This is a genomic window from Pseudonocardia sp. Ae505_Ps2 (assembly GCF_001932425.1).
Lineage (GTDB): Bacteria > Actinomycetota > Actinomycetes > Mycobacteriales > Pseudonocardiaceae > Pseudonocardia.
This window is the reverse complement of record NZ_MCIP01000001.1, coordinates 3,355,425-3,378,580: the sequence shown is the minus strand read 5'-3', so window position 1 is coordinate 3,378,580 and position 23,156 is coordinate 3,355,425. Positions and strand designations below refer to the sequence as shown.

The following is a 23,156-nucleotide window of genomic DNA, read 5'->3' as shown; positions in this document are numbered from 1 at the left end:
GGGCCGGTGCCGGGTCAGATCGCGGCGTCGTCCTCGGCGCCACCGCCGCGCACCGGCAGGTCGTCGAAGACCGCGGGCGGCTCGCGCCACGCCTGCTCCGGCTCCCCGGCGCGGGCAGCGGTGACCGCCCGCCACACCCGCTCGGGGGTGCAGGGCAGGTCGATGTGCCGCACCCCCAGGTCCGACAGCGCGTCGACCACGGCGTTCTGCACCGCGGGCGTCGACCCGATCGTCGCGGACTCGCCGATGCCCTTGGCGCCGAGCGAGTTGAGCGGGGTCGGGGTCTCGGTCGTCGAGGTCTCGAAGGAGAACAGGTCGGCCGCGGTCGGGATCGTGTAGGCGGCGAGGCTGGAGGTCAGCGGCTGGCCCTCGTCGTCGAACAGGACCTCCTCGTGCAGCGCCTGCGCGACGCCCTGGGCGAGTCCGCCGTGCTGCTGGCCCTCCACGAGCAGCGGGTTCAGGATCCGCCCGCAGTCGTCGACGGCGACGTGCCGGAGCGGCGTGACCCGCCCGGTCTCGGTGTCGACCTCGACGACCGACAGGTGCGCCCCGAACGGGAAGGTCGCGCCGTCCTGCGCGGAGTCGAGGCCGACGTGCAGCTCCTCCCCCGTGGCCTCGGCCTGCCGGTGCACGTCGCTCCAGCTCACGGTCGGCCCGCCGGGCACCCCGGCGACCCCGAAGGTGCCGTCGCCGGTGATCTCGACGTCCTCCGCGGCGGCCTCCAGCAGGTGCGCGGCGAGCTTGCGGGCCCGCTCGTGGAGCTCGTGCGCGGCCTCGGACACCGCGGTCCCGCCGAGCTGCAGCGACCGCGAGCCGCCGGTCCCGGCGCTGCGCGGGACGAGCGCGGTGTCGGACTGGACGTAGCGGATCCGGTCCATCGGGATGCCGAGCCGGTCCGACACCAGCATCGCGAACGAGGTCGCGTGTCCCTGACCGTGCGCCGAGGTGCCCGCCGACACCGTCGCCGAGCCGTCGGCGTGCACGGTCACCGAGCCGTACTCGCCGCCCCCGCCACCGGCGGTGACCTCGACGTAGACCGCGATGCCGATGCCCAGGCGCACCGGGTCGCCCGCCTCGCGGCGGCGGGCCTGCTCGGCGCGCAGCTCGTCGTAGCCGGCGATGCGCAGGGCCTCGCGCAGCGGCAGGTCGTAGTCGCCGACGTCGTACCGGGCGCCGGTCGGGGTGGTGTACGGGAAGACGTCGGGCGCGAGCAGGTTCCGCCGGCGCAGCTCGACCGGGTCGATGCCCAGCTCGACGGCGGCGAGGTCGACCAGGCGCTCCAGGTGGGCGGCGGCCTCGGGGCGGCCCGCGCCGCGGAAGGCGCCCATCGGGGTGGTGTTGGTCAGCGCGGAGACCGCGTCGTAGCGCAGGTTCGTGATGTCGTAGACGCCGGTCGCCATGAGGTAGGTCGTGCGCAGCGGGAGCGCGCCGCCGAACCCGGCGTAGGCCCCGGAGTCGCCGACGACCCGCACACGCAGGCCGGTCATCCGGCCGTCGCGGGTGAGGCCGAGCTCGTAGTAGCCGACCTGTCCGCGGCCGTGCGGCATCGAGACGAGGTTCTCCGAGCGGGTCTCGATCCAGGCCAGCGGCCGCCCGAGCGCCCGGGCGGCGACGACGGTCGCGGTGTGCTCGGCGAGCACACCGGCCTTCGCGCCGAACCCACCGCCGACGTGCGGGGCGACCACGCGGACCTGCTCGGTCTCCAGCCCGGTCAGCCCGGCGAGCTGGGTGCGGAAGCCGTGCGGCATCTGGGTGGAGACGTGCACGGTCAGCGGGAAGTCGGTGGTCGTCGGGTCGGCGGCGATCGCGTTGCCCTCCATCGGGACGGCCGCGACGCGCTGGTTCACCATCCGCGCGCGGACGACGACCTCGGCGCCCTGCAGCGGGTCGCCGGTCCCCCGCTCGCCGGCGGCGAGGTTGCTGCCCTGGTCGGGGAACTGCAGCGGGGCGTCGTCGGCGAGCGCGGCCTCGATGTCGGTCACCGCGGGCAGCGGGTCGTAGTCGACCTCGACGAGCTCGGTGGCGTCGACGGCGGCGGCGCGGCTCTCGGCGACGACCAGTGCCACCGCCTCGCCGACGAACCGGACCCGGTCGGTCGCCAGCGGCGGGCGCGGCAGCGCGGGGTTGAGGACCATCAGGCCGTGGTGGGCGGGCAGGTCGAGGTCGGCCGCGGTGTAGACGGCGAGGACGCCGGGCGCGGCCGCGGCCGCGGTGGTGTCGATGCCGGTGAGCAGCGCGTGCGCCACCGGCGAGCGGACGAACGCGACGTGGGCGAGGCCCGCCGGTGCGTCGGCACCGAGGACCAGGTTCCCGACGAAGGTGCTCGCACCGGTGATCAGGTCGGCGTCCTCGACGCGGCGGACGGAGGTTCCCAGGATCGAGCCAGGCATGTGGTCCACACTACAACACTAACCGGAGGGTCGTCCGGTTAGTGCGTCTCACACGTCGCCTGCGTCTCCACCTGCGGTGCCCGCCCGGCGACGGCCGGTAGCGTCCCCGCCATGCCCGAGTTCCACCACACCGATGTGCTCCCGCTCGGCCCGGACGACACCGAGTACCGCGAGCTCGACCTGCCCGCGGGAACCGTGACCGAGGCCGCGGGCCGCACCTTCCTCGAGGTCCCGCCGGAGACGATCACCGGTCTCGTCCGCGCGGCCGTCTCCGACATCCAGCACCTGCTGCGACCCTCGCACCTGAAGCAGCTGCGCGCCATCATCGACGACCCCGAGGCCTCCGGCAACGACCGGTTCGTCGCCACCGACCTGCTGCGCAACGCCTGCGTGTCCGCGGGCGGGGTGCTGCCGATGTGCCAGGACACCGGCACCGCGATCGTCGTCGGCAAGAAGACCGAGACCGTGCTGACCGGCGGCGACGACGAGGCCGCGGTGTCGCGCGGGGTCTTCGAGGCCTACCAGGAGCTGAACCTGCGCTACAGCCAGATGGCGCCGATCAGCTTCTGGGACGAGAAGAACACCGGCACCAACCTGCCCGCGCAGGTCGAGCTGTACGCCAAGCCGGGCCGGGACCCGTACTACGAGTTCCTGGTCATGGCCAAGGGTGGCGGCTCGGCCAACAAGACCTTCCTCTACCAGGAGACGAAGGCGCTGCTGAACCCCAAGCGGCTCGCCGCGTTCCTGGACGAGAAGCTGCGCAGCCTCGGCACCGCGGCCTGCCCGCCGTACCACCTGGCGATCGTCGTCGGCGGGATGTCGGCGGAGTTCAACCTCAAGGTCGCCAAGCTCGCCTCGGCCCGCTACCTGGACACCCTGCCGACCGAGGGCTCGCCGCTCGGGCACGCCATCCGCGACACCGACCTGGAGCAGCAGGTCCTGGAGCTGACCCGCAACTTCGGGATCGGCGCCCAGTTCGGCGGCAAGTACTTCTGCCACGACGTGCGCGTCATCCGGCTGCCCCGGCACGGCGCCTCGCTGCCGGTCGGCGTCGCGGTGTCCTGCTCGGCGGACCGCCAGGCCAAGGCCAAGATCACCCCGTCCGGGGTGTACCTGGAGCAGCTGGAGCGCGACCCGGCGCAGTACCTGCCCGAGACCACCGACGGCGACCTGTCCGACGAGGTCGTGCGCATCGACCTGAACCGGCCGATGGACGAGATCCGCGCCCAGCTCTCGCAGCTGCCGGTGCGGACCCGGCTGTCGCTGACCGGGCCGCTGGTCGTCGCCCGCGACATCGCGCACGCCAAGATCGCCGAGCGGCTCGACGCGGGCGAGCCGATGCCGCAGTACCTGCGTGACCACGCCGTCTACTACGCCGGGCCGGCCAAGACCCCCGAGGGCTACGCGTCCGGCTCGTTCGGACCGACGACGGCCGGGCGGATGGACTCCTACGTGAAGCAGTTCCAGGAGGCCGGTGGGTCCCTGGTGATGCTGGCGAAGGGGAACCGGTCGAAGCAGGTCGTGGACTCCTGCGCCGCGAACGGTGGCTTCTACCTGGGCTCCATCGGCGGCCCGGCCGCCCGCCTGGCGCAGGACTGCATCCGCAAGGTCGACGTGCTCGAGTACCCGGAGCTCGGCATGGAGGCGGTCTGGAAGATCGAGGTCGAGGACTTCCCGGCGTTCGTCGTGATGGACGACAAGGGCAACGACTTCTTCGCCGACACCAGCGCACCGACGCTGCAGGTCACCTTCCGCACCTGAGCCCGACGCTGCCCTGGCGTGCTCCGCCGGGGCGCTCCGGCACCGGGCGTGCCACCGCGCCGTGGGCACCGCGCCGTGGGCACCGCGCCGTGGGCACCGCGCCGTCGCACCCCGGGACGTCGTGTGGCACCCCTCGCGTGGGGTGCCGCGCGCGGTCGCGGGGTGCGGCGGCGTCATCTGGCGCGGTTGGCGGCGCGGCACGGTCGGCGGCGCGGCGTTCTCCGTGGCGCGGGGGTCTCCGTGGCGCGGGGGTCTCCGTGGCGCGGGGGTCCCCGGCACGGCGTCCCCGGGGCTGCGGCCTCCCCGGGGCCGCGGCTCGGCGTCCGCGCGGGCGCGCAGGCAGCGTCAGCGCAGGCGGCGGGGGCCCGCGTCGCGGCGGTCGGGCACCGGGCCGATCGTCACCCGTGCGCCGGCCACGAACGCGCCCTGCGGCGAGGCCAGTACCGGGTCGAGTGCGAGCGAGCGGACCTGCGGCAGGTCCTCGACGAGCCGTCCGATCCGCAGCACGACGTCCTCCAGCGCGGCGAGGTCGACCGGGTCGGTGCCGCGGTAGCCGGTGAGCAGCGGCGCCGCCCGCGGGGCCCGCACCAGCCGGGCCGCGTCCTCGGTCGAGACCGGCAGGACGCGGTAGGCACGGTCGTCGAGCAGCTCGGTCGCCATCCCGGACAGCCCGAACGCGACCAGCGACCCGAACGACGGGTCGTCGACGACCTCCACCGTGCACGAGGTGCCCTTCGGCGCCATCCGCTGGACGTAGACCTCGTCGGAGCCGGTGACCCGTGACAGCTCCGCGTGCGCGGCGCGCAGCGCCTCCTCCGAGACCAGGTCCAGGCGCACCCCGACGAAGTCACCGCGGTGACGCCACTGGTCCGCGGTCGACTTGATGACGACCGGGTAGCCGAGCTCCCCGGCGGCGGCGACGGCGTCGTCGGCGCCCTTCGCCCGGCGGAAGGTGATCACCTCCAGGCCGTAGCAGGCGAGCAGGTCGACCGCCTCGTCGTCGGTGAGGGGGTGCGTGACGTCCGGCCCGAACGACGCCACGAGGTCGCGCGCCCGGTCGGCGTCGATGCCCTCGGGCACGACGAACTCCCCGACGGCGGTGTCGCGCCACTGCGCGTAGCGGCTGACCCGGCCCAGCGCCGACGTCGCCCGCTCGGGACTGGCGAAGCTCGGCACCGACCCGCGGCCGGGGGTGCCGTCGGTCCCGGGGACCGACAGCTCGGCCGGGATGCCCTCCGCGGCCAGGAACACCGCGACGACCGGGACCCCGGCGCCGGCCGCCGCGTCACGCAGGGCGCGCGCGTGGTCCCGGCCCGCCACCGCGACCGGCGGGACGAACACCGCGATGAGTGCGTCCGGGCGGACGTCGCCGTCCAGGGTCGCGCGGACCGCGCCGGCGAACGCCTCCGGCGAGGCCTGGGTCCCGACGTCGACCGGGTCCCCCGCCAGCTCCAGTCCCTCGTCGAGCAGCCCGTCGAGGACCAGCAGGTTGACCGCGGTGGAGTTGCCGACGACGGCGACCCGGCGGCCCTTCGGCAGCGGCTGGTGGGCGATGAGCAGGGCGGTGTCGAACATCTGCGGCAGGGTCTGCACGCGGATGACGCCGGCCTGCTCGAACAGCGCCTGCACGCTGGACTCGTCGATCGGCGCCGCGACCGAGGCGAGCGACGGCAACGTCCCGGTGTGCCGGCCGGACTTCACCGCGATGACCGGCTTGGTGCGGGCGAGCCTGCGGGCGACCCGGGCGAACTTGCGCGGGTTGCCGAAGGTCTCCAGGTACAGCAGCACCTGCTCGGTGTTCGGGTCGGTCTGCCAGTACTGCATCAGGTCGTTGCCCGACACGTCGGCGCGGTTGCCCGCCGACACGAACGACGACAGCCCCAGCCCGCGGGTGCGGGCGTTGGCGAGGATGGCGCTGCCGAGCGCGCCGGACTGGCAGAAGAACCCGGTGCGCCCGTGACCGGGCATCCGCGGCGCGAGGGTGGCGTTGAGCCGCACCGCCGGGTCGGGGTTGGCGACGCCGAGCGCGTTCGGCCCGACCACCCGCATCCCGTGCGCCCGCGCCTCGGCCACCAGACGACGCTCGGCGACGGTGCCGCCGGCGTCACCGGCGTCGGCGAAGCCGGAGCTGATCACGACCAGCACCTTCACGCCCTTGGCCAGGCAGGAATCCATGACCTCGTCGATGTTCGCGGCCGGGACGGCGACGACCGCGAGATCCACCTCGTCCGGGATGTCGATCACCGACGGGTAGGCACGCACGCCCCGCACCGAGCGGGCGTCGGGGTTGACCGGGTACACCGGGCCGGTGAACCCGGCGCGCAGCAGGTTCAGCAGGACGGCGTGCCCGATCTTGGTCTCGTCCGCGGACGCGCCGATCACCGCGACCGAGGTCGGGTGCAGCAGGTTCGCGACGCTGCGGGCCTCGGCGGCCTGCTCGCGCGCGTAGCGGACCGCGATCGACTTCTCGGTCGGGTCGATGTCGAACTCGAGGTGCAGCACGCCCTCGGCGAAGGCCCGCGTGACGCCGTAGCCGGCCTCGCGGAACACCCGCACCATGGCGTGGTTCTCCACCAGCACCTCGGCCTCGAACCGGGACAGCCCGTTCTCCCGGGCGGCGGCGGCGAGGTGTTCGAGCAGGATCGAGCCGAGCCCGCGGGACTGGTGGTCGTCACGGACGACGAACGCCACCTCCGCGGAGGTGACCGGCTTGTCGGTGCCGGCCCCGTCCTGCGCGGCGGCTCCCCCGCCGGGGGTCAGCCCCTCGTAGCGGCCGACGGCGATGATCTCGTCGCCGAGCAGCGCCAGGAACGCGACCCGGGTCCGGTGGTCGACGACGGTGAACCGCTCGAGGTCCCGCGCCGAGATCCGCGGGTACGGGCCGAAGTAGCGCAGGTAGCGGGTGCGGTCGGACAGCTTGGAGTGGAAGTCGAGCAGCGCGTCGGCGTCGCTGGGCAGGATGGGGCGCAGGTGCACGATCCCGCCGTCGGAGGCGACGACGTCGGCCTCCCAGTGCCGCGGGTAGGGGTGCTCGGGGGTGGTGGCCGGGGTCTCGTCGGTCGTCTCGGTCATGGTCGGTCTCAGTCCCGCGGGTCGTCGGGGTCGAAGCCGTGCAGCGGGAACACCGCACGACGGGTCTCCAGGATCGCGGAGTCGACGCGCTCGCCGAACGAGCCGCCCCACCGCTCGAACGCCGGGTCGGCGCCGTCGGACATCGACACCGGCAGCGGCGACCGGGTCCGGGTCGCGGCGAGCGCCGTCCAGTCCGCGGGGATCGAGGTGTCCGGGTCCAGGTCGCGGTCCAGCGCCACCGCCATCAGGTGCGTCCAGGAGCGCGGGACCACCCGGTAGAGCGCGTACCCGCCGCCGCCGAGGACCAGCCACTTGCCGCCCGCGGTGGTCTCGGCCATCTCGCGCAGCGCGTGGTAGATCGCCCGGTGACCGTCGACCGACAGCTCCAGGTTCGCCAGCGGGTCCTCGGAGTGGGTGTCCGCGCCGCACTCGGTGACCAGCACCTGCGGGCGGAAGGACTCCAGCAGCGACGGCACGACGCCGTGGAAGGCCCGCAGCCAGCCCGCGTCGCCGGTGCCGGGGGGCAGCGAGACGTTGACGGCGTACCCCTCGCCGGCACCGCGGCCGGTCTCCCCCGCCCAGCCGGTGCCCGGCCACAGGGTGAGCGGATGCTGGTGCATCGAGATCGTCAGCACCCGGGGGTCGTCGTAGAAGCAGTCCTGCACGCCGTCGCCGTGGTGGACGTCGACGTCGACGTAGGCGATCCGCTCGTAGCCCTGCTCCAGCAGCCAGGCGATCGCGACCGAGCAGTCGTTGTAGACGCAGAAGCCCGCGGCGCGGTCGCGCATCGCGTGGTGCAGCCCGCCCGCCATGTTCACCGCGCGGTCCGCGCGGCCCTCGGCGATCTCCCGGGCGGCGGCGACCGAGCCGCCCGCGATCAGCGCGGACGCCTCGTGCATGCCGAAGAAGATCGGGTTGTCGGCGGTGCCCAGCCCGTGGCCGACACCGAACGGCGACTCGGGGGCTGACTTGACCGCCGTCTGGAAGCCGGGGGTGTGCACTCGGGTCAGGTCCACCTCGCCCGCGGGCTCCGGGACGACCAGGTCGACGCCGTCGAGCACGCCCAGCCCGCGGGAGAGCTCCATCATCAGCTCCAGCCGCACCGGGTTGAGGGGGTGGTCCTCGGACAGCTGGTAGGTCAGGAACTCCGGAGTCCACACCACCGACGTGCGAGCGCTCATGGGCCGGAACCGTATGCCAGGCCGGCGGGCGCGGTCACTCCCGCGCGGCCCACGGCCGGTCCCCGATCTCGGCCGGGCGGTCCGGGTCGGCGCTCCACTCCGACCACGACCCGGGGTACAGCGCGGCCGGGGTGTCCGGCGTGGTGAGGCCGGACTCCTCCAGCGCGAGCACCAGGGCGCAGGCGTTGACACCGGACCCGCAGTAGGCGCCGGTCGCGACGCCCGGTGCGACGCCGGCGGCGCGGAAGCGCTCGGCCAGCGCGTCGGCGCGGTGCCAGCGCCCGTCCGGGCCGGTGTTCGCCGCGGCCGGGGTGTTGCGGGCACCCGGGACGTGCCCGGCACGCGGGTCGACCGGCTCGGTCTCGCCGCGGAAGCGGGCGGCGGCGCGGGCGTCGAGGAGCACCCCGTCGCGGGCCAGCGCGGCGGCCCCGTCGGCGTCGACGACGGGCATCCCGCCCGGCCGGACCACCAGGTCGCCGGGCGGCAGGGGCTCCGGCTCCGGCGCCCCGGCACCCGGGGCGCTCCCCGCGACGGGCAGGCGTGCGGCCTGCCAGCCGGCGAACCCGCCGTCGAGCACCCGGACCCGGCCGGGCGCGACGCCGGCCCAGCGCAGCAGCCACCAGGCGCGGGCGGCGACCGAGCCGTCGAGGTCGTCGTAGGCGACGACGAGCTGGTCGCCGGTGTCGTCACGGACCCCGGCCCGGCGCAGGACCTCCTGCAGCGCACCGGTGTCGGGCAGCGGGTGGCGCCCGCCGGGCCCCGGGCGCGCGGGGCCGGCGGACAGCTCGGTGTCGAGGTCGACGAACACCGCTCCGGGGATCCGGTGCGCCTCGTGGTCCGCGCGGCCGGGCGGGCCGACCAGACGCCACCGGACGTCCAGCACCACCGGTCGCGCGGTGTCGGCGGCCGGGGCGGGCCCCAGCAGGCCGGCGAGTTCCGAAGGGGGGATCATGGATCCGGACACGCGCCCCATCCTGCCCCGGACGGGCTCGCCATGCGCGGGAGCCGCGCTGGGTAGACTGGACGTCGAACGAAGGGGCCCCATGTGAACGACCTCATCGACACCACGGAGATGTACCTCCGCACCATCTACGAACTCGAGGAGGAAGGCGTCGTCCCGCTGCGCGCGCGGATCGCCGAACGCCTCGGACAGAGCGGGCCGACCGTCAGCCAGACGGTGGCCCGCATGGAACGCGACGGACTCGTCGTCGTGGCCGGGGACCGCCACCTCGAGCTGACCGACGAGGGTCGCGGCCGCGCCGTCGCCGTCATGCGCAAGCACCGGCTCGCCGAGCGGCTGCTGATCGACGTGATCGGGCTCGAGTGGGAGCTCGTCCACGCCGAGGCGTGCCGCTGGGAGCACGTGATGAGCGAGGACGTCGAGCGCAAGCTGCTGCACCTGCTCGACAAGCCGACCGTCTCGCCCTACGGCAACCCGATCCCGGGTCTGGAGGAGCTGGAGCGCGGTGACGACACCTCGGCGTCGTCGTCGGTGCCGCCCACCCTCGAGGTCGGCCTGCAGCGGCTCGACGAGCTGGCCCGCCGCGGCGGCGGTCGCGTGGAGATCCGGCGGATCGCCGAGCACGTGCAGCTGGACTCCGACCTCATGGGCGAGCTGAAGCTCGCGGGGATCGTGCCCGGCAACGCGGTCGAGGTGGGCCCGATCTCCCGCTTCGGCGACCCGGTGCCGGTGAGCTCGGACGACGAGAAGTCGACCGTCGCTCCGCCGGTCGCGCACGCCGTGCTCGTCCGCGCGATCTGAGGAGGATCCGGACACGTGAAGTTGCTCGTCACCGGCGGCGCGGGTTACGTGGGCAGCGTGTGCGCCGCGCACCTGCTCGACGCCGGCCACGAGGTCGTCGTGCTCGACGACCTGTCCACCGGCCACCGCGACGCCGTGCCCGCGGGGGCGGAGTTCGTCGAGGGTGAGCTCGGCGCCCGCGCCGGGGAGGTCCTGGGCCGCGGCGGGTTCGACGGCGTGCTGCACTACGCCGCCCGCTCGCTGGTCGGGGAGTCCGTCGAGCAGCCCGAGAAGTACTGGGACGGCAACGTCGTGGCCTCGTTCCGGCTGCTGGAGGCCGTTCGGGAGCACGCGGTGCCGCGGCTGGTGTTCTCCTCCACCGCGGCCACCTACGGCGAGCCGGAGCAGGTCCCGATCCCGGAGACCGCGCCGACCCGGCCGACCAACCCCTACGGGGCGAGCAAGCTCGCGATCGACCACATGATCACCTCCTATGCGCGGGCGCACGGCCTGGCCGCGACGAGCCTGCGGTACTTCAACGTGGCCGGGGCGCACCTGTCCGGTGACACCCCGCTCGGGGAGCGGCACGCGGTCGAGACGCATCTGATCCCACTGGTCCTGCAGGTCGCCGCGGGCACCCGGGAGTCGATCTCGGTCTACGGCGACGACTGGCCCACCCCCGACGGCTCCTGCGTGCGCGACTACATCCACGTCGACGACCTCGCCGAGGCCCACCTGCTCGCGCTGACCCACGCCGTCGCGGGCCGGCACGACATCTACAACCTCGGCAGCGGTCAGGGGTTCTCCGTGCTCGAGGTCGTGCAGGCCTGCCGCACGGTGACCGGGCACCCGATCCCGGCCGTCGTCGCGCCGCGCCGGGCCGGGGACCCGGCGGTGCTGGTGGCCTCGAGCGAGCAGGCCGCGCAGCAGCTGGGCTGGAAGCCGTCGCGCACCGCGATCGCCGAGATCGTCGCCGACGCCTGGGAGTTCGCCCGGTCCCGGTGACCCGGACCGCCGTCGGTGTCCCGGCCGGGGTGCCGGTCGGCGGGGTGTCGGTCGACCGGGGTGCCGGCCGGCCGAGCAGCGGCCCGCCGCCTCGACCGACGGGCTCACCGGGCGGCCGGGTCGTCGGTCGCGTCCGGGTCGAGCATCGCGGTGAGCAGCCGCCGCAGTCCGCGCGGGCCCGCCCACCGCGCGGCGGGTGAGCGCGGGTCACGCGTGCCGTGCAGGCTGCTCGCCACCACCCCGGCGAGCACGTGGTCGGGCCGCTCGGCCAGCGCCCGCTGCACCGCCCCGGTCGCGAGCGCGCCGTCACCGCGCAGCAGGGCGCACACCGCGAGCAGCGCCAGCGGGTGCGCCCGCTGCGGTGACGGCAGGGCCGCGGCCAGTACTGCCCACAGCTGTTCGGCGTCCGCCGCGCGGCCGCCCAGGCAGCGGCGCAGCGCCTCGTCGCGCACGTCACCGACGTCGAGGGCGCCGCACAGGGCCAGCGCCAGCCGGTCGTCGACGACGAGCCGGCTCGCGGCGGCCTCGTCCAGGCAGGCGTCGAGCAGCGCGGTGCCGACCGCGGCGGAGACCCTGGCGGGCGCGGCGCCGGTGTCGCGCAGCCGGGCCCGGCGGCGGCGGGCGCCGGCGTCGCCGTCGAGCGGGGCGAGCACCGCAGCGCGGTCGGGCAGGACGGCCCGGCCGTCGCGGACCGCGGCCGTGACCCCCAGGGCGGTCGACGCCGGGTCGGGCAGGATGCCGCCGCAGGTGCAGGGCTGGTCGAAACAGCCCCAGCGGTCCCCCGCCCCGGTGCCCGTCGCCCAGAGCACCGCGACGGGCTCGATCCCGGCGTCGAGCAGCGCCCGCCGCGCGGCGGACCCCATGTCCCGGCGGCTCCGGCGCGGGCTCGGCCCGCCCGGGCCCGGGTCGCGCACGACCAGTGCCAGTGCCCGGGCCGGCCGTTCACCGACGAGCACCCCGACCGCCTCCTGGCACACCCGGCGTGTCGAGGCCGACGAGCGCGGGAGGTCGACCCGCACGGTGAGCCCGACCCCGCCCCCGTGACGCGAGCCGGTGAGCGAGACGAGGACCAGCGAGTCCCGGGGGTGGAACCCGAGCAGCACCGGGATCGCGGCGATCAGCTCGGCGGGGCTCTCCAGCCGGGGCGGCGGGCCGAACGGCTCCGGTGGACCGGGGTCGGGCGGGTCCGCCGTCCCGGGCGGCGACGGGGCGGGTTCGGGCTGGGGGCAGGCGGTCATGGCACCACGGTCGGCCCGGGCCAGGGCGTGCGGAACACCGTCACCCGCCCGGCTGTGGACAGCCGGGCGTCACACCCCTTCCTGAGGGGGTGTCGTGGATGGTTCGGGGCGGCGCGGCGGTCGGCAGGTCGACCTGCACGAACGTTCTGCACCCGCACGGTGTGCACCACGGGCCGGGGGAGGTAGGAACGTCCCATGCGCGTGTATCTGGGCGTCGACATCGGCACGTCGGGTTCGAAGGGCGTCCTCGTCGACGCCGGCGGCCGGGTGCTGGCCCGGACCGACCGGGCACACGACACCGCGCAACCGGTGCCCGGCCACGTCGAGCACGACGCCGAAGCCGTCTGGTGGGGCGACTTCGTCGCGATCGTGCGGGAGCTGCTCCCGCCCTCGACGACGGCACCGAGCTCGCCGGGCTGGGGGTGTCGGGGATCGGGCCGACCCTGCTCCCCGCCGACGGCGACGGCCGCCCGCTGCGCCCGGCCATCCTCTACGGCGTCGACACCCGCGCCGGCGCCGAGATCGACGAGCTGAACGCGGAGCTGGGCGTCGACGCGATCCTGGCCCGGGCCGGGACACCGCTCTCGTCGCAGGCGGTGGGGCCGAAGTGGCGGTGGCTGGCCCGGCACGAACCGGAGGTGTTCGCGCGCACCGAGATGTTCCTGATGTGCTCGTCGTACCTGGTGCACCGGCTCACCGGCGAGTACGTGCTCGACCACCACTCGGCCAGCCAGTGCGACCCGATGTACGACCTGACCGCCGCGGACTGGGCGCCCGACTGGGCCGAGCGCACCGCCCCGGGCATCACGCTGCCCCGGCTGCTGTGGCCGACCGAGGTCGCCGGGCGGGTGACCGCGGCGGCGGCCGCCGCGACCGGTCTGCCGGAGGGGCTGCCGGTCACCGCCGGCACCGTCGACGCGTGGGCCGAGGCCACCAGCGCCGGCGTCACCGGCGCCGGGGAGGTGATGGTCATGTACGGGACGACGATGTTCCTCATCGAGGTCATCGACCGTCCGCACCCGCACCCGGCGATGTGGACGACCCGCGGCGTCGAACCGGGGTCGTTCACCCTGGCCGCCGGGATGGCGACCTCCTGGGCGATCACGAACTGGCTGCGCGATCTCACCGGGGAGGGGTTCGCCGGACTGGTCGCCGAGGCCGCCGAGGCACCGCCGGGCAGCGGCGGGCTGCTGCTGCTCCCCTACTTCGCCGGGGAGCGGACACCGCTGTTCGACCCGGACGCCCGCGGGGTGGTCGCCGGGCTGACCACCGGGCACACCCGCGGCGAGGTGTACCGGGCCGCGCTGGAGGGCATCGCGCACGGCGTGCGGCACAACCTGGAGGTCATGCGGTCCGCGGGCGGCGGCACGAAGCGCCTGGTCGCCGTCGGCGGCGGGGTGCAGGGCGGCCTGTGGACCCGGATCGTCACCGACGTGACCGGGGTCCCGCAGGACGTACCGGAGCAGACCGTGGGCGCCGCTCTCGGCGACGCCTGGCTGGCCGCCGTGGCGACCGGGGCCGAACCCCGGCTGCGCGACTGGAACCCCGTCGCCCGCACGATCGAGCCGGACCCGGCGGCCCGCGAGGTGTACGACCGCTTCCACCCGCACTACCGCTCGCTCTACACCGCCACCCGGGAGACCGCGCACTTCCTCGCCGACGAGCGGAGACGCTCCTACCGGCCGTGACACGCTGTTCACACCCGCACGGTTGCCGCGCGGAACCCCGACCACCACGCTGTGCGGGTGAGTGCCGACGAGTCACCCGCCCACGACTACGACCTGCTGGTGATCGGCTCCGGTCCCGGCGGGCAGAAGGCCGCGATCGCCGCGGCGAAGCTGGGGAAGCGGGTGGCGATCGCCGACCGCGGCCACATGATGGGTGGCGTCTGCGTCAACACCGGCACCATCCCGTCGAAGACGCTGCGCGAGGCGGTGCTGTACCTGTCCGGGTTCAGCCAGCGCGAGATGTACGGCGCCAGCTACCGGGTCAAGTCCGAGATCACCATCGACGACCTGCTGGCCCGCACCCGGCACGTGATCGGCCGGGAGACCGAGATCGTCCGCAACCAGCTGCTGCGCAACCACGTCGACATCCTGACCGGGACGGCGCGCTTCACCGACCCGCACACCGTCGTCGTCGAGGGGTCGGGGCGGGGTGACCACAACCAGGTCACCGCCTCGCACTTCGTGGTCGCGACCGGGACCCGCCCGGCCCGGCCGGACACCGTCGCGTTCGACGGCGAGCGGGTCGTCGACTCCGACCAGGTGCTGCAGCTCGGCCGGGTGCCGGGCTCGATGGTCGTCGTCGGGGCGGGGGTCATCGGCATCGAGTACGCCTCGATGTTCGCCGCGCTCGGCACCCGGGTGACCGTGGTGGAGAAGCGGGACTCGATGCTCGGCTTCTGCGACCCGGAGGTCGTGGAGTCGCTGAAGTTCCACCTGCGGGACTCGGCGGTCACCTTCCGGTTCGGCGAGGAGGTGTCCTCGGTCGAGGTGAACGGCCGCGGCACGGTGACCAGCCTGGCCAGCGGCAAGAAGATCCCGGCCGACATGGTCATGTACTCGGCGGGCCGCCAGGGCATGACCGAGGAGCTGGGCCTGGACGCCGCGGGCATCCAGGCCGACGACCGGGGTCGCATCGAGGTCGACAAGCAGTACCGGACCTCGGTCGAGCACATCGCGGCGGTCGGCGACGTGATCGGGTTCCCGGCGCTGGCGTCGACGAGCATGGACCAGGGCCGCCTGGCGGCCTACCACCTGTTCGACGAGCCGGTCCGCGAGCTGCACGAGCTGCAGCCGATCGGCATCTACACGATCCCGGAGATCTCGTTCTGCGGGCGGACCGAGGCCGAGCTGACCGCGGCGGCGATCCCGTACGAGACCGGGCTGTCCCGCTACCGCGAGCTGGCCCGCGGCGCGATCGTCGGCGACTCCTACGGCATGCTCAAGCTGCTGGTGTCGCCCGAGGACCACCGGCTGCTCGGGGTGCACGTGTTCGGCACCAACGCCACCGACCTCGTGCACATCGGGCAGGCCATCATGGGCTGCGGCGGGACGGTGGACTACCTCGTCGACACCGTCCTGAACTACCCGACGCTGTCGGAGGCCTACAAGGTCGCCGCGCTGGACGCGACGAACAAGATCCGGGCGCTGGAGGCGGTCCAGAGCTCCTGACTCAGGTGTAGCGGAAGCCGTTCGCGTCGAGCCACGGCTTCGGGTTGATCTTGGTTCCGCTCGGGTCCACGACCTCGATGTGCAGGTGCGGGCCGGTGGACTGGCCGCGGTTGCCGACCTCGGCGATCTGCTGGCCCGCCGCCACCTTCTGCCCGACCGAGACCAGCGAGCGGTTGATGTGGCCGTAGACGGTGACCGTGCCGTCGGCGTGCCGGACCCGGACCCACATCCCGAACCCGCTGGCCGGGCCGGAGCTGATGACGGTGCCGGCGAGAGGCACGTGGATCGGGGTACCGATCGGCGCGGCGATGTCGAGCCCCATGTGCTGGGTGCCCCAGCGGGATCCGAAGCCCGAGGTGACCCGGCCGGTCACGATCGACACCGCACCGCCCGCGGACGCGGACTGCAGTGCGCCGGTGGCGCCCGCGGCGCGGGCGGCCTCCACTGCCCGGGCGCGCTCCTCGGCGGCCTTGCGGACCTGGTCGACCGAGGCGGTGGCGGCCTGGACCGCGGAGGCGGCCCTGGCGCGGCCGGTGTCCGCGGCGGCGACGGTGCGCGCGGCCACGGAGGGGGCGGCGGCCGGGGCGGCGAGCGAGGCGATGGTGGCCGGGTCCGCGATCGGGGAGGTCGCGGTGTCCGCGGCGGACCGGGGTGCGGGCACGGCGGAGGGAAGGGCGGCGTTCTGGTTCGACACCGAGGACGATCCCGCAGCCGACGATCCCGCCGTGTCGAACCAGGACGTCACGGCCGCGGACAGGTCGCCGGAGCCGACGGTCGCATGGGCGGTGGCCGCGATGCCGCCCACCGCGACGACGGCGGCGGCGATCCGGGTGGACGCCGACCAGCGCGAACCGTCCTCGGTCCGGATGTCACGGGCACGCCGGACGTAGGGACCTGCGGGGAACGAGCCGACCGGGGCCCCGATCCCGGCCACCGCGAGCTGCGGGGCCGGGATCGCGAGGCTCGTCCGACGGCTCCGGGGGGAGCGATGCCGTGCCACGACGATTCCTTCCGGATCGCGGAACGGCGGACAACCCGTGGGGAGCGGGCGGCCCCCTGGGGAGAAGCCGCGTCCGGTTCGTGACCGTTCCGTGATCTGATTCCGACGCTAGCCGGACGCACCGGACGGACAAACCCGAACGGGTGATCACGAGACCGACGGGACGTTGCGGGCGGTGAGCGGACGAGGCCGGCCACTCGCCCCGGCCACCTGCCGTTCACCGTGCCGCCGATCCGGTCGATCCACCTCGGACAATGCCCTGAGCTGGACTTTCCGCCTGTAGTGCGCCGGGGTCGAGTGGTCGTGGCCGGGCAGATCGCCTTCGACGCACTCACCCACAGTGATGACGCGTGCGCGGCGGCTCCGCGGCATGTCGTCCGCGGACGCGGCCCGGCCGGGACCCGTTCGGCGCACCTCGTCGTCGACGGCGCGTGCACCCCCTCACCCGGTGCCCGGATTGCCGCAGGGGTGCCGCCGGGGTTGTCTGAACGGGTGCGCCGCCTCCTGGTCCCCCTGCTGACGTGCGCGTTGCTGGTCGTCCTGGCACCGGCGGCACTCGCCGACCCGGCACCGGCCGTCGCGATCGCGGCCCCCGTCCGGTACGTCGCGCTCGGCGACTCCTACGCCGCGGGCGTCGGGGCCCGGCCGGACCCGGCCACCGGCGACTGCCGGCGCAGCGCAGCGTCCTACCCCGCGCTGTGGGCGGCCCGCCACGACCCGGCGTCGTTCGTCAGCGTCGCGTGCAGCGGCGCCACCAGCGGCGAGGTGATCGCCCGGCAGGTGCGCACCGTCTCCGCCGACACCACCCTGGTGACGATCACCGTCGGCGGCAACGACACCGGGTTCGGGCCGGTCCTGGCCGTCTGCAGCACCGCCCGCGACGACGAGACCTGTCTGCGCGCCATCCGGGGCGGGGAGCGCGCCGCCCGCTGGATCGCTCCCGGCGGGCTGATCTCGACGATCGTCGGTGTCCGGCTGCAGGCCCCCGGGGCGAAGATCCTGGTCCTGGGCTACCCGCGACTGTTCGAGCCGGGCCCCGACTGCGACGTCCCCGGCGTCCCGAACGCCGTCCGCCGGGAGGCGCTGAACCGGGCCGCCGACACCCTCGACGCCGCCCTCGCCGACGCAGCCGGACGCTTCCGGGGCCAGTTCGTCGACGTCCGCGCCGCGTTCGCCGGACACGGGGTCTGCTCCGCAGACCCGTGGATCACTCCCCCGCCGGCGTCGGCCCCGGCGATTTACCACCCGACCCCCCAGGGTTACCGCGACGGTTACCTGCCCGCGTTCGAGGCGGCCGTCACCCGACCCTGACCACCAGGTCCTCGCCGGGTCGTCCACCGGAGGACACTCGCGCGACACCGACCGGACCGGCCGCGCCACGATGGTTCCCAGGTACCGCCCCCGATCCTGAGGACTCACCTCGTGCGACGCCTGCTCGGTACCCTTCTCGTCCCCGCCGCCCTCCTCGCGACGGCCACGGTCGCCCTCGCCGACACCGACCGTCCCCGGACCGGCCCGGAGGTCGTCGCGCACCGCGGCGCCTCCGCCGACGCCCCGGAGAACACCGTCGCCGCCGCCGACGAGGCGCTGGCCCAGCGGGCCGACGCCGTCGAGGTTGACGTCCAGCGCACCGCCGACGGCCACCTCGTGCTCGTCCACGACGCCACGCTCGCCCGCACCACCGACGTCGAACGGGTCTTCCCCACCCGCGCCCTGGCACCCGTCGGCACGTTCACCCTCGCCGAGCTGCGCCGTCTCGACGCGGGGTCGTGGTTCTCCCCCGCCTTCGCCGGGGAGCGCGTCCCGACCCTCGCCGAGTTCGCCGAACGGCTCCGCGGCCGCGCGGACCTGCTGGTCGAGCTGAAGGACCCGGCGCGGTACCCGGGCGTGGAGAAGGAGGTCGCCTACGAGGTCGACGGCCTCCGCTCCGGCGTCGTCGTGCAGTCCTTCGACCACGACGCGATGCGCCGCTTCGCCGAGGCCGCCCCGGACATCCCGGCCGGATGGCTGTTCGGCGGGCGCCCGACCACGGCACGGCTCGACGACGCCGCCGCGCACGGGGTCACCCAGATCAACCCGTCGTTCCGGGTCGTCGACGCCGCCCTGGTCGCCGAGGCCCGGGCCCGCGGGATGCAGACCGGGGTCTACACGGTCAACGACACCGACGACATGCGGCGGGTCGCGACCACCGGGGTGGACCGGATCATCACCGACCGGCCCCGGGTGCTGCGGAAGGTCCTCGCCGGCTGACCCGGTCCGCACCGTCGGAGACACGTGGCGGAGCCGCGCTCACTGTCGGGGCAACGCGCGACAGTGACGGCATGGCGCACCTGGACCCCACCGTTGAGGATCATGCGTACTTCCTCGGCCTCTTCCAGACCGATGGTCACCTCAGCGCCGCCGACCGGAACCGTGGAGCGGCGACGATCGAGCTGGGCGTCCGCGACATCGCCGTGCTCGACGCCTTCGTCGGACTGTTCGCCCCCGGTCTGCGCAGCACCGTGAGGACCCGCGTCCGGCGGACCAACTTCGCCGAACGCCACGAGAGCGCCACCTGGAAGACCCATGCGTGGAGCTTCCGGAAGGAGCTGCAGGCGCTCGGCCTCCCGGCAGGGCACAAGTCCGGGTCGGTCACGCCTCCGGCAGCTCCCGTGCATCCCCGGGGTTTACCTGAGGGGCGCGCTCGCGGAGTTCCTGTATCCCCCGGGAAGTCTTGCCCTGCCCCGCAAGCTCGTCGCAGCGGAGACCGTCGCGCGGTGGCGCCGTCCCGAGGGAATGCGAGCACGGAGCTCACCTCGTCGGTGGACCGAAGCGGAGGACCAGGTCGTCCTGGGTCTCCCGCCGACGGACGCCGCTGCCCAGCTGGGCAGAACCCTCTCGTCGGTGTCGATGCGCCGGTGGCGGCTGACCAGGGCGGGACAACGGAACGAGCCCCACCCACCGCCGACATCCACCTCACACCCCGCGACCTAGACTTCACTCACGGATCGGGCACCGTCCCGGCCGGTGAGCGGAGGATCGGGGATGACGGCTGTACGGCGGCCAGGACTGCTCGTCCCGGCGGTACTGGCCCTGCTCCTGGTGGCGGGCTGCGGCAGCTCGCTGGCGACCCAGCCGAGCTCGTCCCGCCCGGTCACCACCACCCAGAACCGTCCCTCCAGCCCGTTCTGCGACGCCGTCGAGGCCAGCCGCACCGCGACCCAGCCGTTCAGCGGGGTGGGCATCGGCCGCTCGATCTCCGACGTCGGCGAGGTCACCGCGAACGTGCGGCGGGCGAACCAGCAGGTCACCTCCCTGGCACCGCAGGAGATCCGCGCGGACTTCGAACGGGTGGACCAGCTCGTCGAGCGTCAGCTGGCGCTGCTGGAGGCCAACGGCGGGGACACCCTCGCCGTCGCCCGCGACCCGGGGATCGCCCAGGAACGGACGGACCCGGAGTACCAGGCCGCCGCACAGCGGATCCGGGACTACGTCCGGTCGACCTGCACCTGACCGTCGACGACCGCCGGTGCGGTCCGCCGCCACCCGAGGTAGCGGTCGGCCTCGACCAGCAGCGCCCCACCCAGCCACATCGCGACGATCGCGTCGTCGCCGAGGCCGAACACGGTCAGGAACGCCTCGGGCACCAGGTCGACCGGCGACACCAGGTAGGCCAGCGCGGCCAGGAACAGGGCGACCCGGCCCCTGCCCAGGTGCGGGTAGGTGCCGCGCCAGGCGTCGCCGACCATGGCGGGCAGCGCCCGGAACCGTTCGACGGGTCCGGGCTCGCCGGGGCGGCCACGACGGGTGAGGGCACGGAAGAGCGTCGCGAACGCGGCCGTGCGGCCGGCGCGGCGACCTGCGGTGGCACTCGCTGCAGTCATGTCCGGTCCAACGCACGGCTCGCCCCGGTCGTTCCCGGCGAAACGGTCAGGTCACACCGGGGACGACCGGGGCGGTCGTGCGGTCCAGGGTCAGTGCGGGTCAGTACGAGCCAGTGCGGGTCAGTGCGAGGCCAGGTAGATGTCGCGCAGCACCCCGGCCTCGGTGCTCATCTCGGCCAGCCGCTGCTTGACGACGTCACCGATGCTGATCATCCCGACGAGCCGTCCGCCGTCGACGACGGGCAGGTGGCGGTGCCGCCAGCGGTTCATCAGACCCATGGCGTCGGCGAGCGAGTCCTCCGGCGAGCAGGTCACGACGTGCCGGCTCATGATGTCGCCGACGGTGAGGTCGAGCAGGCCGGCACCGTCGGTGGCGAGTCGGCGCACGATGTCGCGTTCGGAGACGATGCCGTCGACGCGTTCGCGACGGCCGTCGTCGGAGACCACGAGCGCGCCGATCGCCGGCGGTCCGGCGAGCCGGGTCGCGGCCTCGGCGATGGTGTTCCACGACAACACGGTCTGCACCGTGTCGCCCTTGATCCGCAGGATGTCCGACACCTTCATGGAACTCTCCCTTCGACGGCCCCTATTGTTGCGCTTGCGCAGTAGTTGTGCAATGGCAAAGATTGATCGACGCAACGGTCAGTGCGAGGTAAAGATCGCTGGTGAGGGAGGTGGACGGGGATGATCGACACGGACGACCGAGATCGGGATCACCCGGACGGCGCGGCGGTGGAGGCGGGCCTGGCGCTCGCGCGCGCGTTCACCGGCATCAGCGTGCGCGCGGTGGCGGCGGCCGGGGATGCCGTGACCGTGCCCCAGCTGCGGGTCCTCATGCTGGTCGCCGAGGCGGGGCAGACCAACGTCGCCGCGGTCGGGCGCGAGCTCGACGTCCACCCGTCGAACGCCACCCGCGTCCTCGTCCGTCTCGGCCGGGCCGGTCTGGTCGACCGTCGACCCGACCCTGAGGACCGACGACACCTGCTCATCGAGCTCACCCCGGCCGGACGGGAGCTGATCTGCGAGATCGACGCCCACCGGCGCGCCGCGGTCGCCGACCTGCTGGACCGGGTGCCGCCCGAGCGACGGGCGGGTGCGGCGGAGCTGCTGAGCGCGCTGGCCGACGCGGCGGGCCCGACGACGCCCCCGACCTCGGCGCACCGGACCGCCGGCCAGGGCTGAACCTGACGGACTTCGCCCCGTTGCGGGTGTGCGCCGAGCTCGGCCGCCGCCCCGCAGCGGCCCGGGTCGGACCGCGCCGCACTACCCGACTGCGACCTACCGACTGCGGCGCGGACGGCGGACCCGACGCACCACCAGCACCGCCCCCACTCCGGTCGCGACGAGACCGCCGACATAGGGGACGGCAGCCCTGGCGATCTCCCCCGCCCGTCCGACGAGCGCCGCACGCCGTGCCGCCAGCCCCTCACCGAGGCGGTCCAGGCTCGCCCGCAGCTCGCGCGCGGCCTCGACGACCTGGTCGTCGCGGCCGTCGGACCGTGCGGAGAGCCGGTCCCGCAGCTGCTCGGCGGAGACCCCGCTGAGGTCGATCTCCTCGGCAGTGTCCTCCGGTGCCTCGCCGTCCTCCGGTGCCTCGCTGGCCGGACCGGCCCCTGCGTCGTGACGCCCCACGACTCCCCCTCACGTCCGGCGGGCCGCCCACCGGCCCGCCGGGACAGTGAACCCGCCACGGGCCGCCGCGCGCACCCTCAGGAGATTCGTGGGCAATCCATGTTGCATCGGCGAGCAGTCGCGATATATCGTGATGGCACACGAGCCGATCGAAGAGGGAGGCTCACGACGAGAGGACGACGCGTCATGACCACGCGCGACATGTTCCGGAGCCCGTTCGGGCCCCGCACCCACCGACACCCCCGGGGCCACCGCGGCGCCGGGTTCCCCTGCGGCCCGGAGGAGGCAGCCATGCACGACACCCCCGACTTCCACGGCGACGACCGTGACGACACCCGCCACGAGGGCGGACCCGGCCACCGCCGGGGCCGCACCCGCGGCCGAGGACGTGGCCCTGACGGGCGGGGCTTCGGCCCCGGCCGCGGGTTCGGCCCCGGTGGGCCGTTCGGCCCCGGCGGTCCCTTCGGCCCGGGCGGGTTCGGGCCCGGCGCCTTCGGCCCCGGGTTCGGCCCGGGTGGGCATCGCGGCCGCCGCGGCAAGCGTGCCCGCGGCGACGTGCGCACCGCGGTGCTCGCGGTCGTCGCCGACGGCCCGCGGCACGGTTACGAGATCATCCAGGAGATCACCGGTCGCTCCGGCGGGCAGTGGAAGCCGAGCCCCGGCTCGGTCTACCCGATGCTGTCCCAGCTGGAGGACGAGGGTCTGGTGCGTTCCGAGCAGACCGAGGGCCGCAGGGTCGTGCACCTGACCGAGGAGGGCACCCGGCACGTCGAGGAGCACCGCGCGGAGCTCGACGCGGTGTGGGCGCCGTTCGCCGAGGACGCCGAGGAGGCCGAGTCCGACCCGGCGAGCGGTCTGGTCACCGAGCTCGGCCGGCTCGCCGCCGCCGCGCGGCAGGTCGCCGAGGCCGGCTCCGAGGCACAGGTGGCGTCCGCGACCGAGGCGCTGACCGAGGCGCGCAAGGCGCTGTACCGGCTGCTCGCCGAGTGAGGCTTGCCGAACGAGCAGACCACACCGAGTGAGGCTCGCCGAACGAGCAGACCACACGGTGTGAGGCTCGCCGAACGAGCAGACCACACGGTGTGAGGCTCGCCGAA

General features: G+C 74.5%; 18 protein-coding genes and 1 pseudogene. 10 read left to right on the top strand and 9 right to left on the bottom strand.

Annotated features, from left to right (window positions below):
• Nucleotides 1–14: 14 nt before the first annotated feature.
• Complete coding sequence (locus tag Ae505Ps2_RS16140) at nucleotides 15–2,390, bottom strand: xanthine dehydrogenase family protein molybdopterin-binding subunit (protein ID WP_075553748.1); 2,376 nt, start codon at nucleotides 2,388–2,390, stop codon at nucleotides 15–17.
• 111 nt (nucleotides 2,391–2,501) lie between these two features.
• Here Ae505Ps2_RS16140 and Ae505Ps2_RS16135 point away from each other — a divergent pair, with 111 nt between their 5' ends.
• A complete protein-coding gene (locus tag Ae505Ps2_RS16135; RefSeq protein ID WP_020624347.1) occupies nucleotides 2,502–4,151 on the top strand; it encodes a fumarate hydratase in 1,650 nt (549 codons plus the stop codon).
• 345 nt (nucleotides 4,152–4,496) lie between these two features.
• Here the strand turns inward: Ae505Ps2_RS16135 and Ae505Ps2_RS16130 are convergent, their stop codons facing one another.
• Genes Ae505Ps2_RS16130 through Ae505Ps2_RS16120 form a run of 3 tightly spaced genes read right to left on the bottom strand, consistent with a single transcriptional unit; the run spans nucleotide 4,497 to nucleotide 9,356 of the window.
• Nucleotides 4,497–7,223 (bottom strand): bifunctional GNAT family N-acetyltransferase/acetate--CoA ligase family protein, encoded by a 2,727-nt coding sequence (locus Ae505Ps2_RS16130; protein WP_075307111.1) that lies wholly within the window; start codon nucleotides 7,221–7,223, stop codon nucleotides 4,497–4,499.
• Between the two features lie 8 nt (nucleotides 7,224–7,231).
• Entirely contained in the window at nucleotides 7,232–8,404 is a 1,173-nt protein-coding gene (locus tag Ae505Ps2_RS16125; RefSeq protein WP_075553747.1) for an acetoin utilization protein AcuC, read from the bottom strand.
• Between the two features lie 34 nt (nucleotides 8,405–8,438).
• Entirely contained in the window at nucleotides 8,439–9,356 is a 918-nt protein-coding gene (locus Ae505Ps2_RS16120; protein WP_083695801.1) for a sulfurtransferase, read from the bottom strand.
• A 93-nt stretch (nucleotides 9,357–9,449) separates the two neighbouring features.
• Between Ae505Ps2_RS16120 and Ae505Ps2_RS16115 the strand changes: the two genes are divergently transcribed.
• Both Ae505Ps2_RS16115 and galE read left to right on the top strand, forming a co-directional pair.
• Nucleotides 9,450–10,166, top strand: a complete 717-nt coding sequence (locus tag Ae505Ps2_RS16115) for a metal-dependent transcriptional regulator (RefSeq protein WP_075333573.1) — start codon at nucleotides 9,450–9,452, stop codon at nucleotides 10,164–10,166.
• Nucleotides 10,167–10,181: 15 nt separating this feature from the next.
• Nucleotides 10,182–11,150 (top strand): UDP-glucose 4-epimerase GalE, encoded by a 969-nt coding sequence (galE, locus tag Ae505Ps2_RS16110; protein WP_020623755.1) that lies wholly within the window; start codon nucleotides 10,182–10,184, stop codon nucleotides 11,148–11,150.
• Nucleotides 11,151–11,254: 104 nt separating this feature from the next.
• Here galE and Ae505Ps2_RS16105 read toward each other — a convergent pair whose 3' ends face one another.
• Nucleotides 11,255–12,388, bottom strand: a complete 1,134-nt coding sequence (locus tag Ae505Ps2_RS16105; protein ID WP_075307117.1) for a DUF4192 domain-containing protein — start codon at nucleotides 12,386–12,388, stop codon at nucleotides 11,255–11,257.
• A 195-nt stretch (nucleotides 12,389–12,583) separates the two neighbouring features.
• On the opposite strand from Ae505Ps2_RS16105, the pseudogene Ae505Ps2_RS16100 reads away from it, so the two are divergent.
• Nucleotides 12,584–14,076, top strand: a pseudogene (locus tag Ae505Ps2_RS16100) (FGGY-family carbohydrate kinase).
• Nucleotides 14,077–14,133: 57 nt separating this feature from the next.
• Complete coding sequence (gene sthA / locus Ae505Ps2_RS16095; protein WP_139318761.1) at nucleotides 14,134–15,564, top strand: Si-specific NAD(P)(+) transhydrogenase; 1,431 nt, start codon at nucleotides 14,134–14,136, stop codon at nucleotides 15,562–15,564.
• A 1-nt stretch (nucleotide 15,565) separates the two neighbouring features.
• On the opposite strand, the gene Ae505Ps2_RS33465 is transcribed toward sthA, so the two are convergent.
• Nucleotides 15,566–16,564, bottom strand: coding sequence for a M23 family metallopeptidase (locus tag Ae505Ps2_RS33465; RefSeq protein WP_233147588.1), 999 nt, complete (start codon nucleotides 16,562–16,564; stop codon nucleotides 15,566–15,568).
• Nucleotides 16,565–17,056: 492 nt separating this feature from the next.
• Here Ae505Ps2_RS33465 and Ae505Ps2_RS16085 point away from each other — a divergent pair, with 492 nt between their 5' ends.
• From Ae505Ps2_RS16085 to Ae505Ps2_RS16070, 3 genes are all read left to right on the top strand, one after another.
• Nucleotides 17,057–17,875, top strand: a complete 819-nt coding sequence (locus Ae505Ps2_RS16085) for an SGNH/GDSL hydrolase family protein (RefSeq protein WP_158071505.1) — start codon at nucleotides 17,057–17,059, stop codon at nucleotides 17,873–17,875.
• 111 nt (nucleotides 17,876–17,986) lie between these two features.
• Complete coding sequence (locus Ae505Ps2_RS16080) at nucleotides 17,987–18,814, top strand: glycerophosphodiester phosphodiesterase family protein (RefSeq protein ID WP_198932200.1); 828 nt, start codon at nucleotides 17,987–17,989, stop codon at nucleotides 18,812–18,814.
• Between the two features lie 774 nt (nucleotides 18,815–19,588).
• A complete protein-coding gene (locus tag Ae505Ps2_RS16070) occupies nucleotides 19,589–20,056 on the top strand; it encodes a hypothetical protein (protein ID WP_043279148.1) in 468 nt (155 codons plus the stop codon).
• Here the strand turns inward: Ae505Ps2_RS16070 and Ae505Ps2_RS16065 are convergent.
• Both Ae505Ps2_RS16065 and Ae505Ps2_RS16060 read right to left on the bottom strand, forming a co-directional pair.
• Nucleotides 20,032–20,427, bottom strand: coding sequence for a YkvA family protein (locus tag Ae505Ps2_RS16065; RefSeq protein WP_020624642.1), 396 nt, complete (start codon nucleotides 20,425–20,427; stop codon nucleotides 20,032–20,034). The two genes, Ae505Ps2_RS16070 and Ae505Ps2_RS16065, sit on opposite strands and share 25 nt — an antisense overlap.
• 120 nt (nucleotides 20,428–20,547) lie before the next feature.
• On the bottom strand, nucleotides 20,548–20,991 hold the full coding sequence (locus Ae505Ps2_RS16060) for a CBS domain-containing protein (RefSeq protein ID WP_020624641.1): 444 nt from the start codon (nucleotides 20,989–20,991) through the stop codon (nucleotides 20,548–20,550).
• 120 nt (nucleotides 20,992–21,111) lie between these two features.
• Here Ae505Ps2_RS16060 and Ae505Ps2_RS16055 point away from each other — a divergent pair, with 120 nt between their 5' ends.
• Entirely contained in the window at nucleotides 21,112–21,609 is a 498-nt protein-coding gene (locus tag Ae505Ps2_RS16055) for a MarR family transcriptional regulator (protein WP_075553746.1), read from the top strand.
• Between the two features lie 96 nt (nucleotides 21,610–21,705).
• Here Ae505Ps2_RS16055 and Ae505Ps2_RS32055 read toward each other — a convergent pair whose 3' ends face one another.
• Complete coding sequence (locus Ae505Ps2_RS32055) at nucleotides 21,706–22,059, bottom strand: hypothetical protein (RefSeq protein ID WP_075333575.1); 354 nt, start codon at nucleotides 22,057–22,059, stop codon at nucleotides 21,706–21,708.
• A 291-nt stretch (nucleotides 22,060–22,350) separates the two neighbouring features.
• Here Ae505Ps2_RS32055 and Ae505Ps2_RS32050 point away from each other — a divergent pair, with 291 nt between their 5' ends.
• The gene (locus Ae505Ps2_RS32050) at nucleotides 22,351–23,049 is read left to right on the top strand and encodes a PadR family transcriptional regulator (RefSeq protein WP_170917048.1); all 699 of its coding nucleotides are present in this window, start codon (nucleotides 22,351–22,353) and stop codon (nucleotides 23,047–23,049) included.
• Nucleotides 23,050–23,156: the final 107 nt, after the last annotated feature.

Excerpts from the sequence above, each read along its gene's own strand:
- Ae505Ps2_RS16140 (WP_075553748.1), bottom strand. The coding sequence starts at position 2,390 with ATGCCTGGCTCGATCCTGGGAACCTCCGTCCGCCGCGTCGAGGACGCC.
- Ae505Ps2_RS16135 (WP_020624347.1), top strand. The coding sequence starts at position 2,502 with ATGCCCGAGTTCCACCACACCGATGTGCTCCCGCTCGGCCCGGACGAC.
- Ae505Ps2_RS16130 (WP_075307111.1), bottom strand. The coding sequence starts at position 7,223 with ATGACCGAGACGACCGACGAGACCCCGGCCACCACCCCCGAGCACCCC.
- Ae505Ps2_RS16125 (WP_075553747.1), bottom strand. The coding sequence starts at position 8,404 with ATGAGCGCTCGCACGTCGGTGGTGTGGACTCCGGAGTTCCTGACCTAC.
- Ae505Ps2_RS16120 (WP_083695801.1), bottom strand. The coding sequence starts at position 9,356 with ATGATCCCCCCTTCGGAACTCGCCGGCCTGCTGGGGCCCGCCCCGGCC.
- Ae505Ps2_RS16105 (WP_075307117.1), bottom strand. The coding sequence starts at position 12,388 with ATGACCGCCTGCCCCCAGCCCGAACCCGCCCCGTCGCCGCCCGGGACG.
- Ae505Ps2_RS16070 (WP_043279148.1), top strand. The coding sequence starts at position 19,589 with ATGACGGCTGTACGGCGGCCAGGACTGCTCGTCCCGGCGGTACTGGCC.
- Ae505Ps2_RS16065 (WP_020624642.1), bottom strand. The coding sequence starts at position 20,427 with ATGACTGCAGCGAGTGCCACCGCAGGTCGCCGCGCCGGCCGCACGGCC.
- Ae505Ps2_RS16060 (WP_020624641.1), bottom strand. The coding sequence starts at position 20,991 with ATGAAGGTGTCGGACATCCTGCGGATCAAGGGCGACACGGTGCAGACC.
- Ae505Ps2_RS16055 (WP_075553746.1), top strand. The coding sequence starts at position 21,112 with ATGATCGACACGGACGACCGAGATCGGGATCACCCGGACGGCGCGGCG.
- Ae505Ps2_RS32050 (WP_170917048.1), top strand. The coding sequence starts at position 22,351 with ATGCACGACACCCCCGACTTCCACGGCGACGACCGTGACGACACCCGC.